The 19,980-nt window shown below is 71.5% G+C and carries 19 protein-coding genes; 11 read left to right on the top strand and 8 right to left on the bottom strand.

Translation table 11 applies throughout. The features are described from left to right. Positions 1-153: 153 nt before the first annotated feature. On the bottom strand, positions 154-921 hold the full coding sequence (locus WFJ17_RS00880; protein WP_336647406.1) for an ankyrin repeat domain-containing protein: 768 nt from the start codon (positions 919-921) through the stop codon (positions 154-156). A gap of 87 nt (positions 922-1,008) precedes the next feature. After that, positions 1,009-1,584 carry a ribosomal protein L7/L12 gene (locus WFJ17_RS00875; RefSeq protein ID WP_336647405.1) on the bottom strand — a complete coding sequence of 192 codons (576 nt, stop codon included), beginning with the start codon at positions 1,582-1,584 and terminating at the stop codon, positions 1,009-1,011. Positions 1,585-1,659: 75 nt separating this feature from the next. On the opposite strand from WFJ17_RS00875, the gene rlmN reads away from it, so the two are divergent. Beyond that, positions 1,660-2,913, top strand: a complete 1,254-nt coding sequence (gene rlmN, locus WFJ17_RS00870; RefSeq protein WP_251442636.1) for a 23S rRNA (adenine(2503)-C(2))-methyltransferase RlmN — start codon at positions 1,660-1,662, stop codon at positions 2,911-2,913. Positions 2,914-2,955: 42 nt separating this feature from the next. Here rlmN and WFJ17_RS00865 read toward each other — a convergent pair whose 3' ends face one another. Then, positions 2,956-3,432 carry a SixA phosphatase family protein gene (locus WFJ17_RS00865; protein WP_336647404.1) on the bottom strand — a complete coding sequence of 159 codons (477 nt, stop codon included), beginning with the start codon at positions 3,430-3,432 and terminating at the stop codon, positions 2,956-2,958. Between the two features lie 166 nt (positions 3,433-3,598). Continuing rightward, a complete protein-coding gene (locus tag WFJ17_RS00860; protein WP_251442630.1) occupies positions 3,599-4,510 on the bottom strand; it encodes a LysR family transcriptional regulator in 912 nt (303 codons plus the stop codon). Positions 4,511-4,574: 64 nt separating this feature from the next. Here WFJ17_RS00860 and WFJ17_RS00855 point away from each other — a divergent pair, with 64 nt between their 5' ends. The 5 genes from WFJ17_RS00855 to WFJ17_RS00835 all read left to right on the top strand — a co-directional run bounded on the left by WFJ17_RS00855 (position 4,575) and on the right by WFJ17_RS00835 (position 10,923). Continuing rightward, the gene (locus WFJ17_RS00855) at positions 4,575-5,348 is read left to right on the top strand and encodes a 3-hydroxybutyrate dehydrogenase (RefSeq protein WP_336647403.1); all 774 of its coding nucleotides are present in this window, start codon (positions 4,575-4,577) and stop codon (positions 5,346-5,348) included. Beyond that, positions 5,345-6,256, top strand: a complete 912-nt coding sequence (locus tag WFJ17_RS00850; protein ID WP_251442625.1) for an alpha/beta fold hydrolase — start codon at positions 5,345-5,347, stop codon at positions 6,254-6,256. Before WFJ17_RS00855 ends, WFJ17_RS00850 begins: the two co-directional genes overlap by 4 nt. Before the next feature lie 176 nt (positions 6,257-6,432). After that, positions 6,433-7,503: an alpha/beta fold hydrolase gene (locus WFJ17_RS00845; protein WP_336647402.1), complete on the top strand. Its 1,071-nt coding sequence runs from the start codon at positions 6,433-6,435 to the stop codon at positions 7,501-7,503. A gap of 263 nt (positions 7,504-7,766) precedes the next feature. Beyond that, a complete protein-coding gene (locus WFJ17_RS00840) occupies positions 7,767-9,737 on the top strand; it encodes a DUF4407 domain-containing protein (RefSeq protein WP_336647401.1) in 1,971 nt (656 codons plus the stop codon). Between the two features lie 172 nt (positions 9,738-9,909). After that, positions 9,910-10,923 (top strand): aldo/keto reductase family protein, encoded by a 1,014-nt coding sequence (locus WFJ17_RS00835; protein ID WP_336647400.1) that lies wholly within the window; start codon positions 9,910-9,912, stop codon positions 10,921-10,923. A gap of 253 nt (positions 10,924-11,176) precedes the next feature. Here the strand turns inward: WFJ17_RS00835 and WFJ17_RS00830 are convergent, their stop codons facing one another. The 3 genes from WFJ17_RS00830 to WFJ17_RS00820 all read right to left on the bottom strand — a co-directional run bounded on the left by WFJ17_RS00830 (position 11,177) and on the right by WFJ17_RS00820 (position 13,584). Then, the gene (locus WFJ17_RS00830) at positions 11,177-11,686 is read right to left on the bottom strand and encodes a glycine cleavage system protein R (protein ID WP_292883403.1); all 510 of its coding nucleotides are present in this window, start codon (positions 11,684-11,686) and stop codon (positions 11,177-11,179) included. Positions 11,687-11,852: 166 nt separating this feature from the next. Then, positions 11,853-12,920 carry a PLP-dependent cysteine synthase family protein gene (locus WFJ17_RS00825; RefSeq protein WP_251442614.1) on the bottom strand — a complete coding sequence of 356 codons (1,068 nt, stop codon included), beginning with the start codon at positions 12,918-12,920 and terminating at the stop codon, positions 11,853-11,855. 127 nt (positions 12,921-13,047) lie between these two features. Next, positions 13,048-13,584, bottom strand: coding sequence for a CGNR zinc finger domain-containing protein (locus WFJ17_RS00820; protein WP_251442612.1), 537 nt, complete (start codon positions 13,582-13,584; stop codon positions 13,048-13,050). Positions 13,585-13,623: 39 nt separating this feature from the next. Here WFJ17_RS00820 and WFJ17_RS00815 point away from each other — a divergent pair, with 39 nt between their 5' ends. From WFJ17_RS00815 to WFJ17_RS00795, 5 genes are all read left to right on the top strand, one after another. Next, positions 13,624-14,604 (top strand): EamA family transporter, encoded by a 981-nt coding sequence (locus WFJ17_RS00815; protein WP_295034134.1) that lies wholly within the window; start codon positions 13,624-13,626, stop codon positions 14,602-14,604. Positions 14,605-14,700: 96 nt separating this feature from the next. Beyond that, positions 14,701-15,378 carry a GntR family transcriptional regulator gene (locus WFJ17_RS00810; protein ID WP_295034137.1) on the top strand — a complete coding sequence of 226 codons (678 nt, stop codon included), beginning with the start codon at positions 14,701-14,703 and terminating at the stop codon, positions 15,376-15,378. Beyond that, positions 15,375-16,901: an MmgE/PrpD family protein gene (locus WFJ17_RS00805; protein WP_251442607.1), complete on the top strand. Its 1,527-nt coding sequence runs from the start codon at positions 15,375-15,377 to the stop codon at positions 16,899-16,901. Before WFJ17_RS00810 ends, WFJ17_RS00805 begins: the two co-directional genes overlap by 4 nt. Positions 16,902-17,016: 115 nt before the next feature. Continuing rightward, on the top strand, positions 17,017-17,934 hold the full coding sequence (prpB, locus tag WFJ17_RS00800; RefSeq protein ID WP_336647399.1) for a methylisocitrate lyase: 918 nt from the start codon (positions 17,017-17,019) through the stop codon (positions 17,932-17,934). 120 nt (positions 17,935-18,054) lie between these two features. Beyond that, positions 18,055-19,182: a bifunctional 2-methylcitrate synthase/citrate synthase gene (locus WFJ17_RS00795; RefSeq protein WP_336647398.1), complete on the top strand. Its 1,128-nt coding sequence runs from the start codon at positions 18,055-18,057 to the stop codon at positions 19,180-19,182. Positions 19,183-19,319: 137 nt separating this feature from the next. On the opposite strand, the gene WFJ17_RS00790 is transcribed toward WFJ17_RS00795, so the two are convergent. After that, complete coding sequence (locus WFJ17_RS00790) at positions 19,320-19,916, bottom strand: antibiotic biosynthesis monooxygenase (protein ID WP_251442596.1); 597 nt, start codon at positions 19,914-19,916, stop codon at positions 19,320-19,322. Between the last annotated feature and the right edge of the window lie 64 nt (positions 19,917-19,980).

Genomic DNA, 19,980 nt, shown 5'->3' with positions numbered 1-19,980 from the left:
TGCGGGGCACGCACTCCGGGCGGGGCCCCGCATTGCGACTGTTGCGCGGATCCGCTCCGCGCAACTCAGGCTGGACGTTCGTGTTCCGGGTGGAACGGCCCTGCCGTGCGTGCGTCGGCGGATTCAGCCTGAGTTCTGCGCCCGGGGTCGGGCTCAGGCCTTGTCGATCGCGGCCACGATGTCGCGGTAGCCCCGCGCGACCGCGAGCTCGCGCGGCAGCACGCCGTCACCGTCGCGGATGGCGACGTCGGCCCCGCCGGCGATGAGGGTGCGCACAATGTCGACGTACGTCTGCGAGCCGTCGCCGAGCACGATCGCCTCGTGCAGCGCGGTCCAGTTCAGGTTGTTGACGTGATTGGGATCCACGCCCGCGGCGAGCAGGATCTTCACGGTGCCGAGGTGGCCGCGCTCGGACGCGGGGATCAGGGCCGTGCCGCCGAACCGGTTCGTGCTGCGGAGGTCGGCGCCGTGATCGAGGGTCGCCCGGAGGATCTCGTCGTGGCCGCGCGCCCCGGCGTAGAGGTAGGCCGAGTCCACGATGTCGTCCTTGGCGTTCACGTCGGCCCCGGCGTCGATAAGGGCGAGGGCGGCGTCGATCCGGTTGCCCTTGGTGGCGGCGATCAGGGCGGTCATCCCGCCTGCTCCACGGGCTTCGAGGTCGGCGCCCTCGGCGATCGCGGTCCGGACCGCATCGGCGTCCCCGGCGGATGCGGCGTCGAACAGGCGGGAGTTCAGGGCGGTCATCTCAGCCTCGGTTCTCTGTGAGGGGGCGGGTGGGGTCTGCGGCGGGGTGGCGGTCACGGTCGGGAGGGCGACGGCCTCGATCGTGCTCGCGGTGCAGCCTGACATCAGCAGCGCGGCCACGCCGAGTCCCGCGAGCACGCCGACGGTGCGTGCACGTGAAGATACGGGGAAGGTCATAGGAATGGTATACCATCGCCGGATCCGAGTCCGCTGAGCGGGCGGGAATCCCGTCGAGGCTCGGGGGATCCGGCGCGGACCGGCCGTTCAGCGCCAGGACTCGACGGCGTCCTTCGAGTCCTTGAGGCCGAGCCCGGTCTCCTCGCGCAGCAGCTTGATCGCCGCGATCTTCTGATCGGCGGCGATGAGCCGGCCGATCTCCGCGCGCACCTCCGCGGAGAGCTGCGCGACGGCGTCGGCAGCGGTGAGCCCGCCGATGTAGGGCGGCGCTCCCGCCGGGCGTCGACCGGAGCGCTCGAGGGAGACGGGCGGCGCCTCCACCGCGCCGGATGCGGACGGCACCCACGCGTCGATCTGGTCCTTCGCCTCGCGCAGCGAGAGGCCGGAGTGCTCGCGCAGCACCTTGATGGCGGAGATCTTCTGCTCGCCGGCGACGAGCGCGTCGATCTCGGCGATCACGGCCGGGGTGAGCGGCCCGGGATCCGCGGACTGCGGTCGGCGACGCGACGGGGCGGCGGGGTCGGCGGGCGCGGACGTCGGCGTCGCGAGGACGGTCCCGAGCGGCTCCGGCGCCTTCGGCCGGATCGCCCGCAGCGTCACGGCGATCACGACGAACAGGATGACGATGACGGCGACGAGGAGGATCCAGATCCACAGGGGCATGCCGCCAGCGTACGGCGCGGATCCGCCGGGCCGCGCCCAGCGCCTTCGCACCTTGCAGGCCCTACCCTGGAAGACATGTCCGAGACTCCTGCGTCCGCCCGCTCCGGCGCGCCCACGAAGCGCGCCGCCCAGGTGCGCCCCGCCACCGAAGGCTGGACGCAGAAGAAGGACGCCGAGGGGCGTCCGCTCCTGCAGTTCGCCAGCCCCAAGCGGGGGAAGCCCCCGGTGCACCTCGCCGACCTCACGCCCACCGAGCGCGTCGAGAAGGTCAAGGAGCTGGGTCTGCCCGGCTTCCGCGCCAAGCAGCTCGCGACGCACTACTTCACGCACTACACGTCGGATCCCGCCCACATGACGGATCTGCCGGCGGGTCAGCGCGACGAGCTGGTGGCCGGGATGCTGCCGCCGCTGCTCACCGAGGTGCGGCGCCTGGAGACCGACCGCGGCGACACGATCAAGTTCCTGTGGCGCCTGCACGACGGCGCGCTCGTGGAGTCGGTGCTCATGCGCTACCCGGGCCGGATCACGCTGTGCGTGTCGAGCCAGGCCGGCTGCGGCATGAACTGCCCGTTCTGCGCCACCGGCCAGGCGGGGCTCACGCGCAACATGTCGACGGCGGAGATCGTGGAGCAGATCGTGCGCGCGAACCGCCTCATCGCCGAAGGCGGGCTCGGCGGCAAGAAGGCCGACGACCACTCGATGGAGCGCGTCTCGAACATCGTGTTCATGGGGATGGGTGAGCCGCTCGCCAACTACAAGCGCGTGATGGATGCGGTGCGCGTCATGATCGCGCCCCAGCCCGAGGGGCTCGGCATGAGCGCCCGGGGCATCACCGTCTCCACCGTGGGCCTGGTCCCGGCGATCAACAAGCTCGCCGACGAGGACATCCCGGTCACGTTCGCGCTGTCGCTGCACGCCCCCGACGATCAGCTCCGCGATGAGCTCATCCCGGTGAACTCCCGGTGGAAGGTCGACGAGGCGCTCGACGCCGCCCGCGGCTACTTCGAGAAGACGGGCCGTCGCGTCTCGATCGAGTACGCGCTGATCAAGGACATGAACGACCACCCGTGGCGTGCGGACCTGCTCGCGGAGAAGCTCAACGCCCGCGGTCGCGGCTGGGTGCACGTGAACCCGATCCCGCTGAACCCGACTCCGGGATCCATCTGGACCGCGTCGGAGAAGGACGTGCAGGACGAGTTCGTCCGCCGTCTGAACGACGCCGGCATCCCGACGACCCTCCGCGACACCCGCGGCAAGGAGATCGACGGCGCCTGCGGACAGCTCGTCGCGACGACCGAGGACGAGGCCGCCGCCGCGGCGATGGCCTGATCCCGGTCGCGGTATCCGCTCCGACCTGTGGAGGTCGGGCGGTCAGTCGCGCGGGGTGCGCAGGCGACGCAGCCGGCCCGAGCCCTCGATCAGCTCGGACCAGGATCCGACGTCCACGGAGCATTCGGCGACGGCGCAGGTCGGGAACTCGACGAAGGATCCGGTGAGCTCGGCCACCGCGTCCGCCATCCCCGGGTTGTGGCCGACGAGCATCGCGACCTCGACCTCGTCGGGAAGGGCCGCGGCGACCCGCAGGATCGTGCGGGCGGACGCCGCGTAGAGGTCGGGATCCTCGTCCGGCGCGATCCCGAACGCCGCCGCGTACTCGTCGGCGGTGCGCCGCGCTCGCACGGCGGTGCTCGACACGATCCGCTGCGCGGCGACGCCCTCGTCGATGAGACGCCGCGCCATCGCGGGGGCGTCTCTGAGACCCCGCGCATTCAGGGGCCGGTCGTGGTCGCGCAGTCCCGCCACGTCCCAGTCGGACTTGGCATGACGGGCCAGGAGCAGGGTCTTCATGGATACAGCGTGCCACTGCGGTCCCCCCGGTTCCCACTTCCGAGTCGTCCCCCTGAGCACGAGCCAGAGATCGTGCTCAGGGGGACGACTCGGAAGTGGAGAGGCGGGGTGGGTGTGACGGACCGGGGTGGGCGTGACGGGCGGGGTGAGGCGGGCGGGGCCGGGCTCAGCGCTCGCCGAGCAGACGGGGCCGCACCTCGGCGAGGCGCTGCTGGAGCGCGTCCAGGAACGCCGCGATCGCCGGCTGGTTCAACGCCTCCGGGCGGGCGATGAGCCAGTACGGCAGGCGCTCGTCGATGAGGTCCGGGAGCACCCGTACGAGGTCGTCGTGCGGGTCGGCGAGGAAGGCGGGAAGGAGCCCGTATCCGGCGCCGCCGCGCGTCGCGTCCACGTGCACGTAGACGTTGGTGCTCGCGACCGAGTCGATCATCCCGGGGACCGCGCGACGCGCGTCGTCGAGCGAGTCGACGTGCAGCATCGACTCGATGAAGTAGACGAGGGGCTGCCCGGCCAGATCCTCCGGATCCTGCGGCATCGGGTGGGTGCGCAGCCACTCGCGGCTGGCGTACAGGCCCAGCGCGTAGTCGGCCAGATGGATCGCCCGGGCGCGGCGCACCTGCGGGCGTCCGACGACGACCTCCAGATCCGCCCCGGTGCGCTGCTGCGAGGCCTGCCGGGTCGAGGTGATGACCTCGAGCGACACGTCGGGGTGGTCGCGCCGCAGCGCCGCCATCGCGGGCGCCGCGACGAAGCCGCTGAATCCGTCGGTCGCCGAGAGCCGGATGAGCCCGGCGATGCGGCCGCCGTCGCGATCCTCCAGCCGGCCGAGGGCGCGCTCCACGCCCTCCGCGGCGGCGAGGGCGCGCGATCCGAGCGGGGTGAGGTCCCAGCCCGCGCCCTCGCGGGAGAGCACGCGCCCGCCGAGCTGCGTCTCGAGGGCCGCGATGCGCCGGGCGACGGTGGTGTGGTTGAGTCCGAGCTGCTGGCCGGCGCTCGTGAACCGCCCGCTGCGGGCCACCGCGAGGAGCACGAGGAGGTCGTCCGCGCTCAGCGGCGGTGCGGGGAAATGCGCGTCCATCTGTGCAGTTTTGCATAGCGGGGATCCCTTCCGTCGTGCATGTCCGTGAAGTACCGTGCTGGGCATGGCAGAACAGCGACCCCCGGGGAACGGCACCGAGCTGGCGGGGCGCACCGCCCTGGTCACGGGCGGCGGGAGCGGCATCGGCGCCGCGTGCGCCCGGGCGTTCGCACGCCACGGCGCGCACGTCGTGGTGGTCGACCGCGATGCGGAGGCCGCGGAGGCATGCGCCGCGGAGATCGGCGGCGAGAGCCTCGTGCTGGACCTCGGCGACCTCGACGCCCTCGCCGAACGCCGTTTCGAGGCGGACATCCTCGTGAACAACGCGGGGATCCAGACGGTCGCGCCGATCGTCGAGTTCGATCCGCTCACGTTCCGGCGCATGCTCGACATCATGGTGACCGCGCCGTTCCTGCTCACCCGCGCCGTGCTCCCCGGCATGTACGACCGCGGCTGGGGGAGGATCGTCAACATCAGCTCCGTGCACGGGCTGCGCGCGAGCGAGTACAAGTCGGCGTACGTCACGGCCAAGCACGCGCTGGAGGGCCTGTCCAAGGTGACGGCGCTCGAGGGCGGGCCGCACGGCGTGACGAGCAACTGTCTGAACCCCGGCTACGTGAACACGCCGCTCGTGCAGAAGCAGATCGCGGATCAGGCGCGCGCGCACGGGATCGGCGAGTCGGAGGTGATCGAGAAGGTCATGCTCGTCGAGTCGGCGATCAAGCGCCTGCTCGAGCCCGAGGAGGTGGCCGATCTCGCGCTCTGGCTGTGCGGGCCCATGGCCGCGTCCGTCACCGGCTCGTCGTACACGATGGACGGCGGATGGAGCGCGCGATGACCGCGGAAGCCGTCCGCGACGAGGATCCGGCGCTCGCCGTCACCTCCTTCGGCCCCGGGACCGACGAGCCGGCGCTCGCCGTCACCTCCTTCGGCCCCGGGACCGACGCGGACGCGGTACTCGCGATCCACGGCATCACGGCGAACGGCCGCTGCTGGGACACGGTCGCCGCGCTGCTGCCGGAGCGGCGCATCCTCGCCCCCGATCTGCGCGGCCGGGCGCGGAGCAACGCGCTGCCCGGGCCGTACGGGCTGCGCCGGCACGCGGCGGATCTCGCCGCCCTGCTGGAGGCGGACGGCGGCGGGGGGCGCACGGTGATCGGGCACTCGATGGGTGCGTTCGTCGCGGTCGCGCTCGCCGGGGCGCGGCCGGATCTCGTCGCGCGCCTCGTGCTCGTCGACGGCGGGTTCCCCCTCGCACTTCCGCCCGGAGCGACGGACGGCGACGACCTCGACGTGGCGGCGCTGCTCGGTCCCGCCGCGCGACGGCTGTCGATGGAGTTCGCCGACGAGGACGCGTACCTGGATTTCTGGCGCGCGCATCCGGCGTTCGCCCGGGACTGGAGTCCCGCGGTCGAGGACTACGCGCGGCACGACCTGGACGGCGCGGCCCCGCACCTGCGCTCGTCCACCGTCGCGGCGGCGATGCTGCAGGACGGCGGCGAGCTGTACGGCCCGGAGTGGTACGTCGAGGCGCTGCGCGGACTGCGGATGCCCGTGACCGTGCTGCGTGCGCCGCGCGGGCTGCTCGACGCGGAACCGCTCTACGCGCCCGGGGCGCTCGAAGGCTTCGCGGCACTCGTGCCGCAGCTGCGCGTCGTCGAGGTGCACGATGTGAACCACTACACGATCCTCTTCGCAGCGCGGGGCGCCGAGCAGGTCGCCGCCGCGGCGGACGCCGGCCCCTGAGCCGTCCCGCACCGGGTCCCTGCGCCGTGCCTCCACCGGCGCTCGGCCATCCCCTCTCGCTTCCGCCTTCACCCGGTCCCCGATCCCCCCTCCGTCACCCGGTTCCTGTTCCCTCCTCCCTCACCCGGTTCCTGAACCTGTCGAAGGGGCCGCCCGCTCTCCCGAAGGAGCCCGCCATGACCACTCCCGCACTGCTCGACGGCATCACGGCCCAGCAGGTCGACACCCCGCGCTACAGGGCGAACGTGCTCGAGCGCCCCGCGGCGGATCCGGCTTCGCCCGCCGCCACGGTCGTGTTCGTGCACGGCAACGTATCGTCCGCGCTCTTCTATCAGCCGACGATGCTCGCCCTCCCGGCCGATGTCCGGGCGCTCGCGATCGACCTCCGCGGCTTCGGCGACAGCGAGACCAGGCCGGTCGACGCGACCCGGGGCCTGCGCGACTTCGCCGACGACGTGCGCGCGGTGCTCGACGCGCTCGGGCTCGACGCGGTGCACCTGGTCGGCTGGAGCATGGGCGGCGGCGTGGTGCTGCAGGTCGCGCTGGACGCGCCGGAGCGGATCCTCTCGCTCACGCTGGAGGCACCCGTCTCGCCCTACGGGTTCGGCGGGACGCACGGTGCGGACGGCATCCGCAACGATGCCGACGGCGCGGGCACGGGCGGTGGCGGGGCCAACCGCGACTTCGTGGCCCGGCTCGAGGCCGGTGACACGACGGATGAGGCGCAGACCTCACCGCGCACCGTCTACCGCACCGCGTACGTCGCGAAGCCGGAGACGCAGACCGCGCACGAAGACCTCTGGGTCGCGTCGATGCTGACGACGAAGACCGGACTCGACAACTACCCGGGCGACGCCGTCGGATCCGAGAACTGGCCGGGCTTCGCCGCGGGCGGGCGCGGAGTGCTCAACACGATGGCGCCGCAGCACCTCGATCTCTCCGGCATCGTCGATCTCGCGGTGAAGCCCCGGATCCTCTGGATCCACGGGGACAAGGACGCGATCGTCTCGGACGCGTCGTTCTTCGACCTCAACCACCTCGGCGCGCTCGGCATCATCCCGGGGTGGCCGGGAGAGGACGTCGCCCCGGCGCAGCCGATGGTGACCCAGACCCGCGCCGTGCTCGACCGCTACGCCGCCGCCGGCGGGGAGTACCGCGAGGTGGCCCTGCCCGAGGCCGGCCATGCCCCGCACCTCGACGAGGCCGCGGCGTTCGACCGGGAGCTCGCCGCGCACCTCGGGGTGTGACGCGCCCCTCCGCGGTCCTCGGTAGCGCCCCTGCCGCGGTTTCCGTGTGTGCGCGCTCGCCCGCGTCTCTCTCCTCCGGCCGGCCTTCCTTCCCCGCAGCGGCGCGGGTGCGGGGAGGGAAAGGCGCTGCGGAGAGGGAAACTCGGGAGGGAGGTGTCGGGCGCCCCGGATCCGCGCGCGCATAGCGGGCGCCTCGGATCCGCAGGGGTCTCTTCCAGGGTTCGCCCGGGGGTCTTCCAGGCGGGTTTTCGTACAGTTATGGGATGTCCTATTCCGCCCACCGCCCTGGCCGCATGGATTCCCAGGGCCGGATCGCCTTCGACGTCGACGGACAGCCCGACCCCGCGAACCCCGCCGACCCGACGGCGGAGGACCCCTTCATCTTCGTGCGCGACTACACGCCCACCGGATCCGACCCCGCCGAGGCGCCCGTCGATGACGAAGCCGTGACGACCCCGATCGAGCCGGTCGTCCCGCCGCGTCCTCCGGTGCCGGAGCCCGCCCCCGCGTCGGAGGGCGAGCCGGATCGGATCGAGGAGCTGTTCTCCGCGGCCGAGGCGCCCGCGGACGAGCCGTTGGTCCCCGAGCCGGCGCCCGCCCCCGTGGTCGCCGCTCCGGCACCGGCCCCGACGAAGCCCCCGAAGGCACCGAAGCCCCCGCGCGAGCCGCGTCCGCAGGGCTGGTTCTGGCGTCGGCTGGCGATCCTCGGCGGCGCCGACGGGGCGATCCTCGACCGCGTGCCGAGCGAGCAGCCGCGCTTCGTGCAGATGTTCTTCGTGCTGGCGGGAACGGCGCTGGTCTCGGCGCTGTCGATGCTCTTCGCGCTCACGACCGGCGTGCAGGTGCTGGTGTGGCTCGCGGTGCCCCTCGCGGTCGTCTGGGCGCTGCTGATCTTCAACCTCGACCGCTTCCTCACCTCGACGATGCGCTCCACGCGCAACTTCTGGCGGCTGCTCGGGCTCGCGATCCCGCGGGTGCTCATGGCCGCGATCATCGGGTTCGTCGTGGCCGAGCCGATCGTGCTGCAGGCGTTCCACAACGACATCGCACGTGAGGTCACCGCCACCAACCTGGTCCAGGCGCAGAGCGACCAGAAGGCGGTCGCGACCGGACCGGAGAAGAAGGCCCTCGACGCCGCCTCCACCCGCCTCGCCGACCTGCAGAACCAGGCGTCCACGGGCATCGTGAAGGGCACCTCGAGCGACTCCGCCTCGCAGAAGGCGGCCCAGGACACGGTCACCAAGATCACCGCGCAGATGACCGATCAGCAGAAGGTGATCGACCAGGCCCGTGCGCTGTACCAGTGCGAGCTGACCGGCCAGGGTGCGGGCACGGTGCCCGGCTGCACCGGGGTGCAGGGAGACGGCGCGAGCTCGACCGCCGCGAAGTCCCAGCTCGACCAGGCGCAGCAGACCTACGACGCGCTCGCCGCGCAGCTGCGCCAGGCGAACACCGATCTCGAGTCCGCCGACGCGTCGTCGAAGACGGCGACCTCGGCCACCGAGACGCAGAACCGGCAGCAGGCGAAGGACCAGATCCCCGCCGCGGAGCAGGCGTACAAGGCCGCGCTCGATGCGTACAACGCGCGGGCGGCTGACGTCGCCGGGACGAACGCCGGTGCGGTCGGCCTGCTCAGCCAGATCTCGGCCCTCGACCGTCTCTCCGCGAAGGAGCCCGTGCTGGGCTTCGCGCACTGGCTCATCGCGGCGCTGTTCTTCATGATCGAGCTGCTGCCGGTGATCGTGAAGGTGCTGACGAGCTGGGGGGATCCGTCGCTGTACGAGAAGGCGGAGGCCATCGCCAAGCAGGTCGAGCTCGACCGCGTGACCTCCAAGGGCTACCGCGACCGTGCCGCGATCATCGCGGAGGAGGCGAAGCACCGCGCCTTCGCCGACGCGCACGAGGCCGAGGTCGCGGCCGCATCCGCGGAACCGGCGGCCCCCGTCGAGGCGGCGCCCGCGGCCCCGCTGGAGGCGGAACCCGCCCCGGCGGCCGCGGCAGGCGCTGCGGATCACGCTCCGGACGCGCCCACAACGGCGCTCCCGGTCACGCCGCCCGCCGCAGTGCCCGCGCACCGTGCCGAGCCCCCGCATGTCGCCGCGGCGCCGCCCGCAGTGGCGGGCGCCCCGTCGTGGCCCGTCCCCGCGCACCCCGGTGTCGCGTCGGCACACCCGGCGCCGTCGTCCGCGCACCCGACGGCTCCTGCCGAGCAGCCGGAGAGTGCCCGGGTCTGACGCCCCTCCCGCTCCCGTCGCGAAAAGTGCCGGCAAGACGACCGGAAAGCGGCAGTTTCTGCGACGGGAGCGGATGCGTCGGCGAGGCGTGGACGGGGACGCGCGCGCGGATCCGTCTCGGCGGATGACGCGGACGGGCCTCGATGTGTCCGGTCACGCCTACCATGGATCCATGGTCAACTACCGATACCTGGGCAACAGCGGTCTGAAAGTCTCCGAGATCACCTACGGCAACTGGGTCACGCATGCGTCGCAGGTCGAGGACGACGCCGCGGTCAAGACCGTGCATGCCGCGCTCGACGCCGGGATCACGACGTTCGACACCGCCGACACCTACGCCAACACGGCGGCGGAGGTCGTGCTGGGCACGGCGCTGGCCGGTCAGCGCCGTGAGAGCCTCGAGATCTTCACCAAGGTCTACTTCCCGACCGGCCCCAAGGGTCCGAACGACACCGGCCTCAGCCGCAAGCACATCCTCGAGTCGATCAACGGATCCCTGAAGCGACTCGGCACCGACTACGTCGACCTGTACCAGGCGCACCGGTTCGACTACGAGACCCCGCTCGAGGAGACGTTCCAGGCCTTCGCCGACGTCGTCCGTCAGGGCAAGGCGCTCTACATCGGCGTCTCGGAGTGGACCGCCGAGCAGCTGCGCGAAGGCCACGCACTCGCGAAGCAGCTGGGCGTGCAGCTCATCTCGAACCAGCCGCAGTACTCGATGCTGCACCGCGTGATCGAGGGCAAGGTCGTTCCGGCGTCGGAGGAGCTGGGCATCTCGCAGATCGTCTGGTCGCCGATGGCGCAGGGCGTGCTGAGCGGCAAGTACCTGCCGGGGCAGCCTGTGCCCGAGGGCTCCCGCGCGACGGATCCGCACTCGGGTGCGCACTTCATCCAGCGGCTCCTGCAGGACGACATCCTCACCGCAGTGCAGCGGCTGAAGCCGATCGCCGCCGAGGCCGGCCTCACGATGCCGCAGCTCGCGATCGCGTGGGTGCTGCAGAACAAGAACGTGGCCGCGGCGCTCGTGGGCGCCTCCCGCCCGGAGCAACTCGCCGACACCGTCAAGGCTTCGGGGGTCATGCTGGACGCGGGCACGCTCGCGGCGATCGACGAGGCGCTCGCGGGCGTCATCAACGACGACCCGGCCGACACCTACGAGGTCTCCCCGAAGGCCCGCCTGGTCTGAGGTCGAAAGGCCCGCACCGCGTCGCCGGTGCGGGCCTTTCGCGTGCCCGGACCCGGTCAGACGGTTCGTGGTGTCGTCCCAGCCGTGCCTCTGCAGCCGGGCCGGCTTGTGTCGCACCGTCCGCCCGTGCGCCGGTGCGCAATTCAGGCTGGATCGGCGGTGGATGTCGGTGTGCGCGTCAACACGGCGCCGCGGACCGAATCCAGCCTGAATACGGCGGGCGCGAGGCGCGCGAGGGCGCTGGAACGGGGGTTCAGGCGACCGTGATGTCGACCTGGAGATCGTGCGCGATCCGCTCCAGGGCACTGCGCAGGGCCTCCGGATCCGCATCTGCCGGTACGCGGGCCAGGATCGACGCCTCGAACAGGCGGCCGCCGGCCATCGCCGCGTCGCGGGTCTCGGTGGTCATGCTGTCGATGCTCAGCGCGCTCGCGTTCAGGACCGCGGTGATCTCGCGGACGATGCCCGCGCGGTCGTTGCCGAGCACCTGGATCGAGAGCTCCTGCGGGGTCTCGGTGGCCTCGGATCCGGATCCGGGGTGCACGGCGATCGTGAGCAGCCCCTCGAGCCCGCTCAGGGACGCGCGCAGCTCTTCCACCCGCTCGATCGGCACCGACACCTGGATCACGCCGGCGAACGTGCCCGCCAGTTCGGCCAGCCGGCTGTTCTCCCAGTTGCCGCCGTGCTCGTCGACGATGTGCGCGACGGTCGCGACGAGGCCGGGGCGGTCGGATCCGACGACGGTGAGGATGAGCGTGGTCATGTCGCCAGCGTAGGCGAGCCCGCCCCTTGACCGCGAGACCGAACCCTCGTCGCGAGACCGACGATGAGAACCTCGGTCTCGGGACGCAAGTTCGGTCTCGCGGAAGGGGCGCGGAAGGGGCGCGGAAGGGGTGCGGAAAGGGGCGCGGGGCGCGGGGGCCGGGGCGTCAGTGCTCCGGCCACTCCCCGGAGGTGAGGAAGTGCTCCATCCGCGCTCGATGCGGGGCCAGATCCCAGCCCTGGCCGGCGACCCAGTCGTCGGAGTAGTACGTGTCGAGGTAGCGGGTGCCGCTGTCGCAGATGAGGGTCACCACGCTGCCGCTCTCGCCGTCGCGGAGCATCCGGGCGATGAGCTGGAACGCACCGACGAGGTTCGTGCCGGTCGACCCGCCGGCCCAGTGCAGGGTGCGCTGCTTGAGCAGCCGGACCGCGGCGATCGAGGCGGCGTCGGGCACAGGGATCATCTCGTCGATCACCCCGGGCACGAACGAGGGCTCGACCCGCGGTCGCCCGATGCCCTCGATGCGGCTCGGTGTTCCGGTCGTGAACGACGGATCCCCGGCGCGCCAGCCGCCGTAGAAGGCCGAGCCCTCCGGATCCACGACCGCGATGCGGGTGTCGTGACGGCGGTAGCGCACGTACCGCCCGAAGGTCGCGCTCGTGCCGCCGGTGCCGGCGCCGACGACGATCCAGCTCGGGATCGGGTGCCGCTCGCGGCTGAGCTGACTGAACACGCTCTCGGCGATGTTGTTGTTGCCGCGCCAGTCCGTCGCGCGTTCGGCGTAGGTGAACTGGTCGAGGTAGTGCCCGCCGCACTCCGAGGCGAGACGCTCGGCCTCGGCGTACATCGCCGCCCCCGAGTCGACGAAGTGGCACCGTCCGCCGTAGAACTCGATGAGATCGATCTTCTCCTGGCTCGTCGACCGCGGCACGACCGTGACGAACGGCAATCCCAGCATCCGCGCGAAGTACGCCTCGGACACGGCGGTGGATCCGCTCGACGCCTCGACCAGGGTCGTGCCCTCGTGGATCCGCCCGTTGACCAGGCCGTAGAGGATGAGCGAGCGGGCGAGGCGGTGCTTCAGGGATCCGGTCGGGTGCACCGACTCGTCCTTGAGGTAGAGGTCGATGCCCCACTCCGCCGGCAGCGGGAAGACGTGCAGATGCGTGTCGGCGCTGCGGTTCCCGTCGGCCTCGAGCAGGGCGATGGCGGATCCGGTCCAGTCGGCGGTCATGTCAACGAGAGTAGCCCGCCCGCGCGCCCCCACTCCGGGTCGTCCCCCTGAGCACGACCTATAGCCCGGCCTCAGGGGGACGACTCGGAGGAGGAGGGGAGGGGAGGGAGGGGCGGAGGAGGAGGGATCAGGCTTCGGCGCGGCGGGCGCGGTAGGCCGCGACGGCGTTGCGGTTCGCGCAGGCCGTGGAGCAGTAGCGCTTCGAGCGGTTGCGGGAGAGGTCGAGCGCGAGAGCCTCGCAGGTGTCGTCGGCGCAGACCGAGATGCGGGATCCCTCCTCGGCGCGGATCACGTCGATGAGGGCCATCGCGGTCTCCACGATCACGCGCTCGGGCAGCGGGTGATCGTCGGCCACCGCGTGCAGGTGCCAGTCGACCGTGCCGTGCCGGGCGAGGCGCGGCGCGAGGGAGATGCCGGCGAGGGCCGCATTGACCTCGGCGGCCATGTCGTCGCGGTCGGCGAGCAGCATCCGGCGCAGCTGAGGGCGGATCCCGCGGAGTCCCGCCAGTTCGTCCTCGTCGCGATCGATGCGACCGGTGTACCGGAACTGGTCGAGGAAGGCCGCCTCGTCGGTCAGGGAGGAGAGCGTGTCCGGATCCTCGGCCGAGTTCACGAGCCACACCGCGGCCCGGAGGGTCTCCTCGGTGTCATCGGTGAAGATCATGTTGACAGCTTACATCGTGGACGGGTAGCGTCACATGTCATGAGCACAGTGGCGAATGACACTCGGGCCGCCGGAGTGCGCTCCGGGCTGGTCTTCGCGCTCGGCGCGGCCCTGTCCTTCGGGATGAGCGGCGCGTGGGCGCGCGGCCTCATGGACGCGGGGTGGAGCCCCGGCGCCGCCGTCACCGTCCGCATGTGGGTCGCGGCGCTCGTGCTGCTGGTGCCCACCCTGCTCGCCCTGCGCGGACGCTGGGGCACGGTGCGCAAGAACGCCGGCATGATCGTCGTCTACGGTCTGCTCGCGGTCACGGCCGCGCAGCTCTGCTTCTTCCAGGCGGTGGCCGTGATGGACGTCGGCCTCGCCCTCCTCATCGAGTACACCGCGCCGATCGCCGTGGTGCTCTGGCTCTGGCTCCGCCGCGGCGAGCGGCCCGGCGCGAAGGGCATGATCGGCGCCGTCGTCGCGTTCATCGGACTCGTGCTCATGCTGGAGATCTTCACCGGATCCCGGATCGATCCGGTGGGGATCCTGTGGGCGCTCGGCGCGATGGTGGGCGCGGCGACCTACTTCCTGCTCTCCGGGCGCGGGGACACGGGCCTGCCCCCGATCGCGCTCGCGGGGCTCGGCCTCCTGATCGGAGCGATCGGGCTCAGCGTCGCGGGGGCGACCGGGATCCTGCCGATGACGTGGAACACCCAGGACGTCACCTACCGGTTCGGCACGCTGCCGTGGTTCGTGCCGGTGCTCGCGGTGGGCGTGATCGCGACGGCGCTCGCCTACGTGCTCGGCATCGTGTCGACGCGTCGGCTGGGTTCGCGCTTCGCCTCGTTCGTCGCGCTGAGCGAGGTGATCGCCGCGCTCCTGTTCGGCTGGCTGTTCCTCGGGCAGCTTCCCGATCTGCTGCAGGCGTTCGGCGGTGCGCTCGTGCTCGTGGGAGTGGTGCTGGTGAAGCTCGGCGAGCCGGTCGTCGACGAGGTGGATCCGGAGGCGGTGCCGGAGCCGGTCGAGACCCTGCGCTGATCCACAATGTATACGGAATAAGCCAGAATTCGGGAAAAGTTCCCTTCCTAAGTTCTTTGTGTATACACTGATGGCATGACCATCGTCGCCGAAGGGATGCGTGCGGGGGAGTTCGCCTACCGTGCGCTGCTCGAGGAGATCCAATCGGGATCCCTCGCCGCCGGCACCGTGCTCGCCGAGGTGGAGCAGGCCGAACGCCTCGGCGTGAGCCGCACGCCGCTGCGCGAGGCGCTGCGGCGGCTGACCGCGGACGGGCTCGTCGAGCAGCTCTCGCCGCGCATCACCGTGGTCGCGGCGATCGACGCCGACGACATCCGCGACCTGTTCGTCCTGCGCCGGGCGCTCGAGGAGAGCACCGCGCGCGCCGCCGCCTCCGCTGCCGACCGCACCGAGTTCACCGCCCTGGCGGAGCGCTTCGCCCAGGCTGCGGAAGCACTCGGCGACGACGAGGGGCGCGCGCGGTACTACGCGCTCATCGGCCGTTTCGACGACGCGCTCGACGCCGCCGTCGGCAACGACTACCTCACCGCGGCGCTGCGCACCGTGCGCACGCACCTCGTGCGCGTGCGCCGGATGGCGCGAGACAAGCCCGCGCGCCTCGCCGCGAGCGCGGGCGAGCACCGCCTGATCGCCGAGGCGATCGGATCCGGGGACGGCGACCTCGCCGCGCACGCCACCCACGTCCACCTGCACAACGCGCTCGCGAGCATCCTCGACTCGCTCGCCGGCGCGGATCCCGAGACCTCCACGACCGGAAAGAAGGCCAGCGCATGACCGTCACCCACCACCTCCGCGTGCACCGCAGCGACGAGCAACTCGCCCGCGAGGGGCAGCTCGCCTGGCGCATCGCCGAGATCGCCGCCGATCCAGTCGAGGTCGACGCCGACGTCGTCGACATGATCATCAACCGCGTCATCGACAACGCGTCCGTCGCGGCCGCCTCGCTCACCCGCGCCCCCGTCAGCGCCGCCCGCCAGCAGGCGCTCGACCACCCGGTCTCGGTGAACGGATCCGGATCCACGGTGTTCGGCTGCGCGCTCGAGCGCCGCACCAGCCCCGAATGGGCCGCCTGGGCGAACGGCGTGGCCGTGCGCGAGCTCGACTACCACGACACCTTCCTCGCCGCCGAGTACTCGCACCCCGGCGACAACATCCCGCCGATCCTCGCCGTGGCGCAGCACGTCGGCGCGGACGGCCGGGCTCTGGTCCGCGGCATCGCGACGGGCTACGAGATCCAGGTCGATCTGGTGAAGGCGATCAGCCTGCACGCGCACAAGATCGACCACGTCGCCCACCTCGGGCCGTCGGCCGCCGCCGGCATCGGCACCCTGCTCGGCCTCCCCGTCGAGACGATCTACCAGGCCGTCGGACAGGCGCTGCACACCACGACCGCCACCCGGCAGAGCCGCAAGGGCGAGATCTCCACATGGAAGGCGCACGCCCCCGCCTTCGCCGGCAAGATGGCGGTCGAGGCCGTCGACCGGGCGATGCGCGGCGAGACCTCGCCGAGCCCGATCTACGAGGGCGAGGACGGCGTGATCGCCTGGATGCTGGACGGCCCCGACGCGTCGTACGACGTGCCGCTGCCCGTGGCCGGCGAGTCCAAGCGGGCGATCCTCGACACCTACACGAAGGAGCACTCCGCCGAGTACCAGGCGCAGGCCTGGATCGACCTGGCGCGCAAGCTCCACAACGAGCGGCCCGAGCTGGCGGATCCGGCCAACATCGAGTCGATCGTGATCCACACCAGCCACCACACGCACTACGTGATCGGATCCGGGGCCAACGACCCGCAGAAGTACGACCCGCACGCGTCGCGCGAGACGCTGGACCACTCGATCCCGTACATCTTCGCGGTGGCCCTGCAGGACGGCACCTGGCACCACGTCGACTCCTACGCACCCGAGCGCGCACAGCGCGAGGACACCGTCGCCCTGTGGCACAAGATCACCACGCTCGAGGACCCGGAGTGGACCCGCCGCTACCACTCGAACGACATCGCCGAGAAGGCGTTCGGCGGTCGCGTCGAGATCCGCCTGACGAACGGCGAGACGGTGACCGATGAGATCGCGGTCGCCGATGCGCATCCGCTGGGCGCGCGGCCGTTCGCCCGCGAGGACTACATCCGCAAGTTCCGGATCCTCGCGGAGCCGGTGCTCGAGCCCGCCGAGATCGAGCGGTTCCTGGAACTCGTCCAGCGCCTGCCCGAGCTCACCGCCGAGGAGGTCGGCGCGCTCTCGATCGTCGCCGCACCCGGTGTGCTCGCCGCCGCTCCCGCCCCGAAGGGGCTGTTCTGATGCGGTGCCGTGAAACGACGCAGGAGATCCTGCGGCTTGCGGCTGGATCCGGGTCGGTCACGACGGTATTTCCTGCGTTGTGTTCCGGGACCCGGCGTGACTCGGAGGTGTACTGATGCTGTACGCCACCACCCCGGCCGCGGAGAAGCGGCGGATCCTGCGCGAGCGGCTCGCCGCGGGGGAGCTGCTGCGGTTCCCCGGGGCGTTCAATCCGCTGAGCGCGCGGCTCATCGAGCGGAAGGGCTTCGACGGGGTCTACATCTCCGGCGCCGTGCTCTCCGCCGATCTGGGCCTGCCCGACATCGGCCTCACGACCCTCACCGAGGTGGCCGGGCGCGGGCAGCAGATCGCCCGGATGACCGAGCTGCCCGCGATCATCGACGCCGACACCGGTTTCGGCGAGCCGATGAACGTGGCCCGCACGATCCAGACCCTCGAGGACGCGGGCCTCGCGGGCACGCACATCGAGGATCAGATCAACCCCAAGCGCTGCGGGCACCTGGACGGCAAGGCCGTGGTCGACGAGTCGACCGCGACCAAGCGGATCAGGGCCGCGGTCGACGCCCGGCGGGATCCGAACTTCCTCATCATGGCGCGCACCGACATCCGCGCCGTGGAGGGCATGGACGCCGCGGTCGACCGGGCCAAGGCTCTCGTCGACGCGGGGGCCGACGCGATCTTCCCGGAGGCGATGCGCACGCTCGCCGAGTTCGAGCGGATGGCCTCCGAGCTCGACGTGCCGATCCTGGCGAACATGACAGAGTTCGGCAAGAGCGAGCTGTTCACGACGCAGCAGCTGAAGGACGCCGGCGTGAGCATCGTGATCTGGCCGGTCTCGATGCTGCGGATCGCGATGGGCGCGACCGGGCGCGCGCTGGATACGCTGAACGAGGAGGGGCATCTGACCTCGAAGCTCGGCGAGATGCAGCACCGGGCGGACCTGTACGACCTCATCGACTACGAGTCCTACAACCACTTCGACACGAACGTCTTCAACTTCCGCATCGACACCACCCCGCTACGGGGTCGTTGAGCGAGGAGCGCAGCGACGAGACGAAACGCGGCGATCAGCAGGAGACCCCGTTTCGTCTCGGTCGCCTGCGGCGTCCTCGCTCAACGACCCCGGGCGGGCGTATTGCAAAGGAGCAGAACCATGAGCGACCCCGACATCAAGAAGGGCCTCGCGGGCGTCGTCGTCGACACGACGGCGATCTCGAAGGTCAACCCCGAGACCAACAGCCTGCTGTACCGCGGCTATCCCGTGCAGGAGCTCGCGGCGACTCAGTCGTTCGAGGCCGTGGCCTACCTGCTCTGGAACGGGGAACTGCCCACGCCCGAACAGCTGGCCGCGTTCGAGGCGCAGGAGAGGGCGTTCCGTCCGCTGGATCCGCGCACCCTCGCCCTGCTCGACCTGATCCCGCTCGACGCGCACCCGATGGACGTGGTGCGCACGGCGGTCAGCCAGCTCGGCACGTTCGACCCGAGCCTGCACCGCCCCGGCGGCTGGACCGACCGCGAGCTCGACCTCCGCCGCTCCGTGTACCTGCTCGCGCAGATCCCGACGATCGTCGCCGCCGTGCAGCGCCGCCGCTGGGGGCTCGCGCCGATCGATCCGCGCGCCGATCTCGACTACTCGACGAACTTCCTCTGGATGACGTTCGGGGTGCTGCCCTCCGAGGCGGCCGTGGACGTGTTCCGGATCTCGATGGTGCTGTACGCCGAGCACTCCTTCAACGCCTCGACCTTCACGGCCCGGGTGATCGCGTCGACCACGGCCGATCTGTACTCCGCGGTCGTCGGTGCGATCGGGGCGCTCAAGGGCCCGCTGCACGGCGGGGCGAACGAGGCCGTGATGCACATCTTCGAGGAGATCGGATCCGCCGACCGGGTCGTGCCGTGGCTCGAGGACGCCCTGGCGAGCAAGCGCAAGATCATGGGCTTCGGACACCGGGTCTACAAGAGCGGCGACTCGCGGGTGCCGACCATGAAGGCGGCGCTGGACCGGCTCATCGCCGACACCGGCCGCACGGATCTGGCCGAGCTGTACGACACGCTCGAGGCCGAGTTCGTCGCGCGCAAGGGCATCTATCCGAACCTCGACTACCCGTCGGGGCCGGCGTACCACCTGCTCGGCTTCGAGACGGAGATCTTCACGCCGCTGTTCATCGCGGCCCGCATCACGGGCTGGACCGCGCACATCATGGAGCAGGCCGCGTCCAATGCGTTGATCCGCCCGCTGTCCGCCTACAACGGCGTCGACGAGCGGCACATCGAGGGCTGACGGACCCGGTCCCGCTCGGCTCGACCCGCTCGGCTCGACCCGCTCGGCTCGACCCGTTTCCACAGGGTGATCGTCATTCCGCAGGAGGATCCGGCCGGATCCGTCCTGTGGAATGACGATCATCCTTTCTTCCGGCGCTACCGGTTCAGCCAGCGCCGCAGCGAGCGGGTCACCCAGGGCAGCACCCAGTAGGTCATGATCGGCGTCAGCACGACCGTCGTGGCGAGCACGCGCAGCCAGATCGGCAGGGCGTTCCAGCCGGGCACCGGGCTCATCAGGTACGTGAAGACGAGGTTCACCGGGAAGAATCCGAGCCAGATCGACACGGCCTGCTTCCAGCGGGGCGGCGACGGGGCGACCATCACCGTGGTCGCCCCGGTCGAGGTCGGCACGGTGATCGTCTCGGTCGACGGCTCGTCGAACCAGCCCTCGATCCCGGTGCGCCGCCGGGTGCGCTCGCTGCGCACGAACCCCTCGCCCATCGACAGCCACCAGGCGCGCTCGCGCGAGGCCTCCCAGGCGTCGAGGGCCGCCTCGTCCGCGAAGCGGTAGAGCATGTGCCAGTGGTGCGAGTCGTCGCCGTCGCGCACCCATCCGGATCCGAGGAAGCCGGGATGCGAGCTGGCGAGGTTCACCCCGGTCTGCACCCAGGCCGTGGCCTCGGCGATGCGGGCGGGGTCGACCTCGCGGCGGATGGAGACGGTGATGGGCGCGGATGACGGCGTACCGGACATGGTGGGTCCTTCGGGGGAGTGCGTGCTTGTGGCGTCCCCGAGTGTACGCATCCCGTGTTTCCCG

Origin of the sequence: Microbacterium sp. MMO-10 (genome assembly GCF_037148715.1) — a bacterium.
GTDB lineage: Bacteria > Actinomycetota > Actinomycetes > Actinomycetales > Microbacteriaceae > Microbacterium.
Note: the sequence above shows the minus strand (reverse complement) of the source record. Positions and strands in the feature narration are given on the sequence as shown.

Coding starts and splice junctions, on each gene's coding strand:
- WFJ17_RS00880 (WP_336647406.1), bottom strand. CDS start 921: ATGACCTTCCCCGTATCTTCACGTGCACGCACCGTCGGCGTGCTCGCG.
- WFJ17_RS00875 (WP_336647405.1), bottom strand. CDS start 1,584: ATGCCCCTGTGGATCTGGATCCTCCTCGTCGCCGTCATCGTCATCCTG.
- rlmN (WP_251442636.1), top strand. CDS start 1,660: ATGTCCGAGACTCCTGCGTCCGCCCGCTCCGGCGCGCCCACGAAGCGC.
- WFJ17_RS00865 (WP_336647404.1), bottom strand. CDS start 3,432: ATGAAGACCCTGCTCCTGGCCCGTCATGCCAAGTCCGACTGGGACGTG.
- WFJ17_RS00860 (WP_251442630.1), bottom strand. CDS start 4,510: ATGGACGCGCATTTCCCCGCACCGCCGCTGAGCGCGGACGACCTCCTC.
- WFJ17_RS00855 (WP_336647403.1), top strand. CDS start 4,575: ATGGCAGAACAGCGACCCCCGGGGAACGGCACCGAGCTGGCGGGGCGC.
- WFJ17_RS00850 (WP_251442625.1), top strand. CDS start 5,345: ATGACCGCGGAAGCCGTCCGCGACGAGGATCCGGCGCTCGCCGTCACC.
- WFJ17_RS00845 (WP_336647402.1), top strand. CDS start 6,433: ATGACCACTCCCGCACTGCTCGACGGCATCACGGCCCAGCAGGTCGAC.
- WFJ17_RS00840 (WP_336647401.1), top strand. CDS start 7,767: ATGTCCTATTCCGCCCACCGCCCTGGCCGCATGGATTCCCAGGGCCGG.
- WFJ17_RS00835 (WP_336647400.1), top strand. CDS start 9,910: ATGGTCAACTACCGATACCTGGGCAACAGCGGTCTGAAAGTCTCCGAG.
- WFJ17_RS00830 (WP_292883403.1), bottom strand. CDS start 11,686: ATGACCACGCTCATCCTCACCGTCGTCGGATCCGACCGCCCCGGCCTC.
- WFJ17_RS00825 (WP_251442614.1), bottom strand. CDS start 12,920: ATGACCGCCGACTGGACCGGATCCGCCATCGCCCTGCTCGAGGCCGAC.
- WFJ17_RS00820 (WP_251442612.1), bottom strand. CDS start 13,584: ATGATCTTCACCGATGACACCGAGGAGACCCTCCGGGCCGCGGTGTGG.
- WFJ17_RS00815 (WP_295034134.1), top strand. CDS start 13,624: ATGAGCACAGTGGCGAATGACACTCGGGCCGCCGGAGTGCGCTCCGGG.
- WFJ17_RS00810 (WP_295034137.1), top strand. CDS start 14,701: ATGCGTGCGGGGGAGTTCGCCTACCGTGCGCTGCTCGAGGAGATCCAA.
- WFJ17_RS00805 (WP_251442607.1), top strand. CDS start 15,375: ATGACCGTCACCCACCACCTCCGCGTGCACCGCAGCGACGAGCAACTC.
- prpB (WP_336647399.1), top strand. CDS start 17,017: ATGCTGTACGCCACCACCCCGGCCGCGGAGAAGCGGCGGATCCTGCGC.
- WFJ17_RS00795 (WP_336647398.1), top strand. CDS start 18,055: ATGAGCGACCCCGACATCAAGAAGGGCCTCGCGGGCGTCGTCGTCGAC.
- WFJ17_RS00790 (WP_251442596.1), bottom strand. CDS start 19,916: ATGTCCGGTACGCCGTCATCCGCGCCCATCACCGTCTCCATCCGCCGC.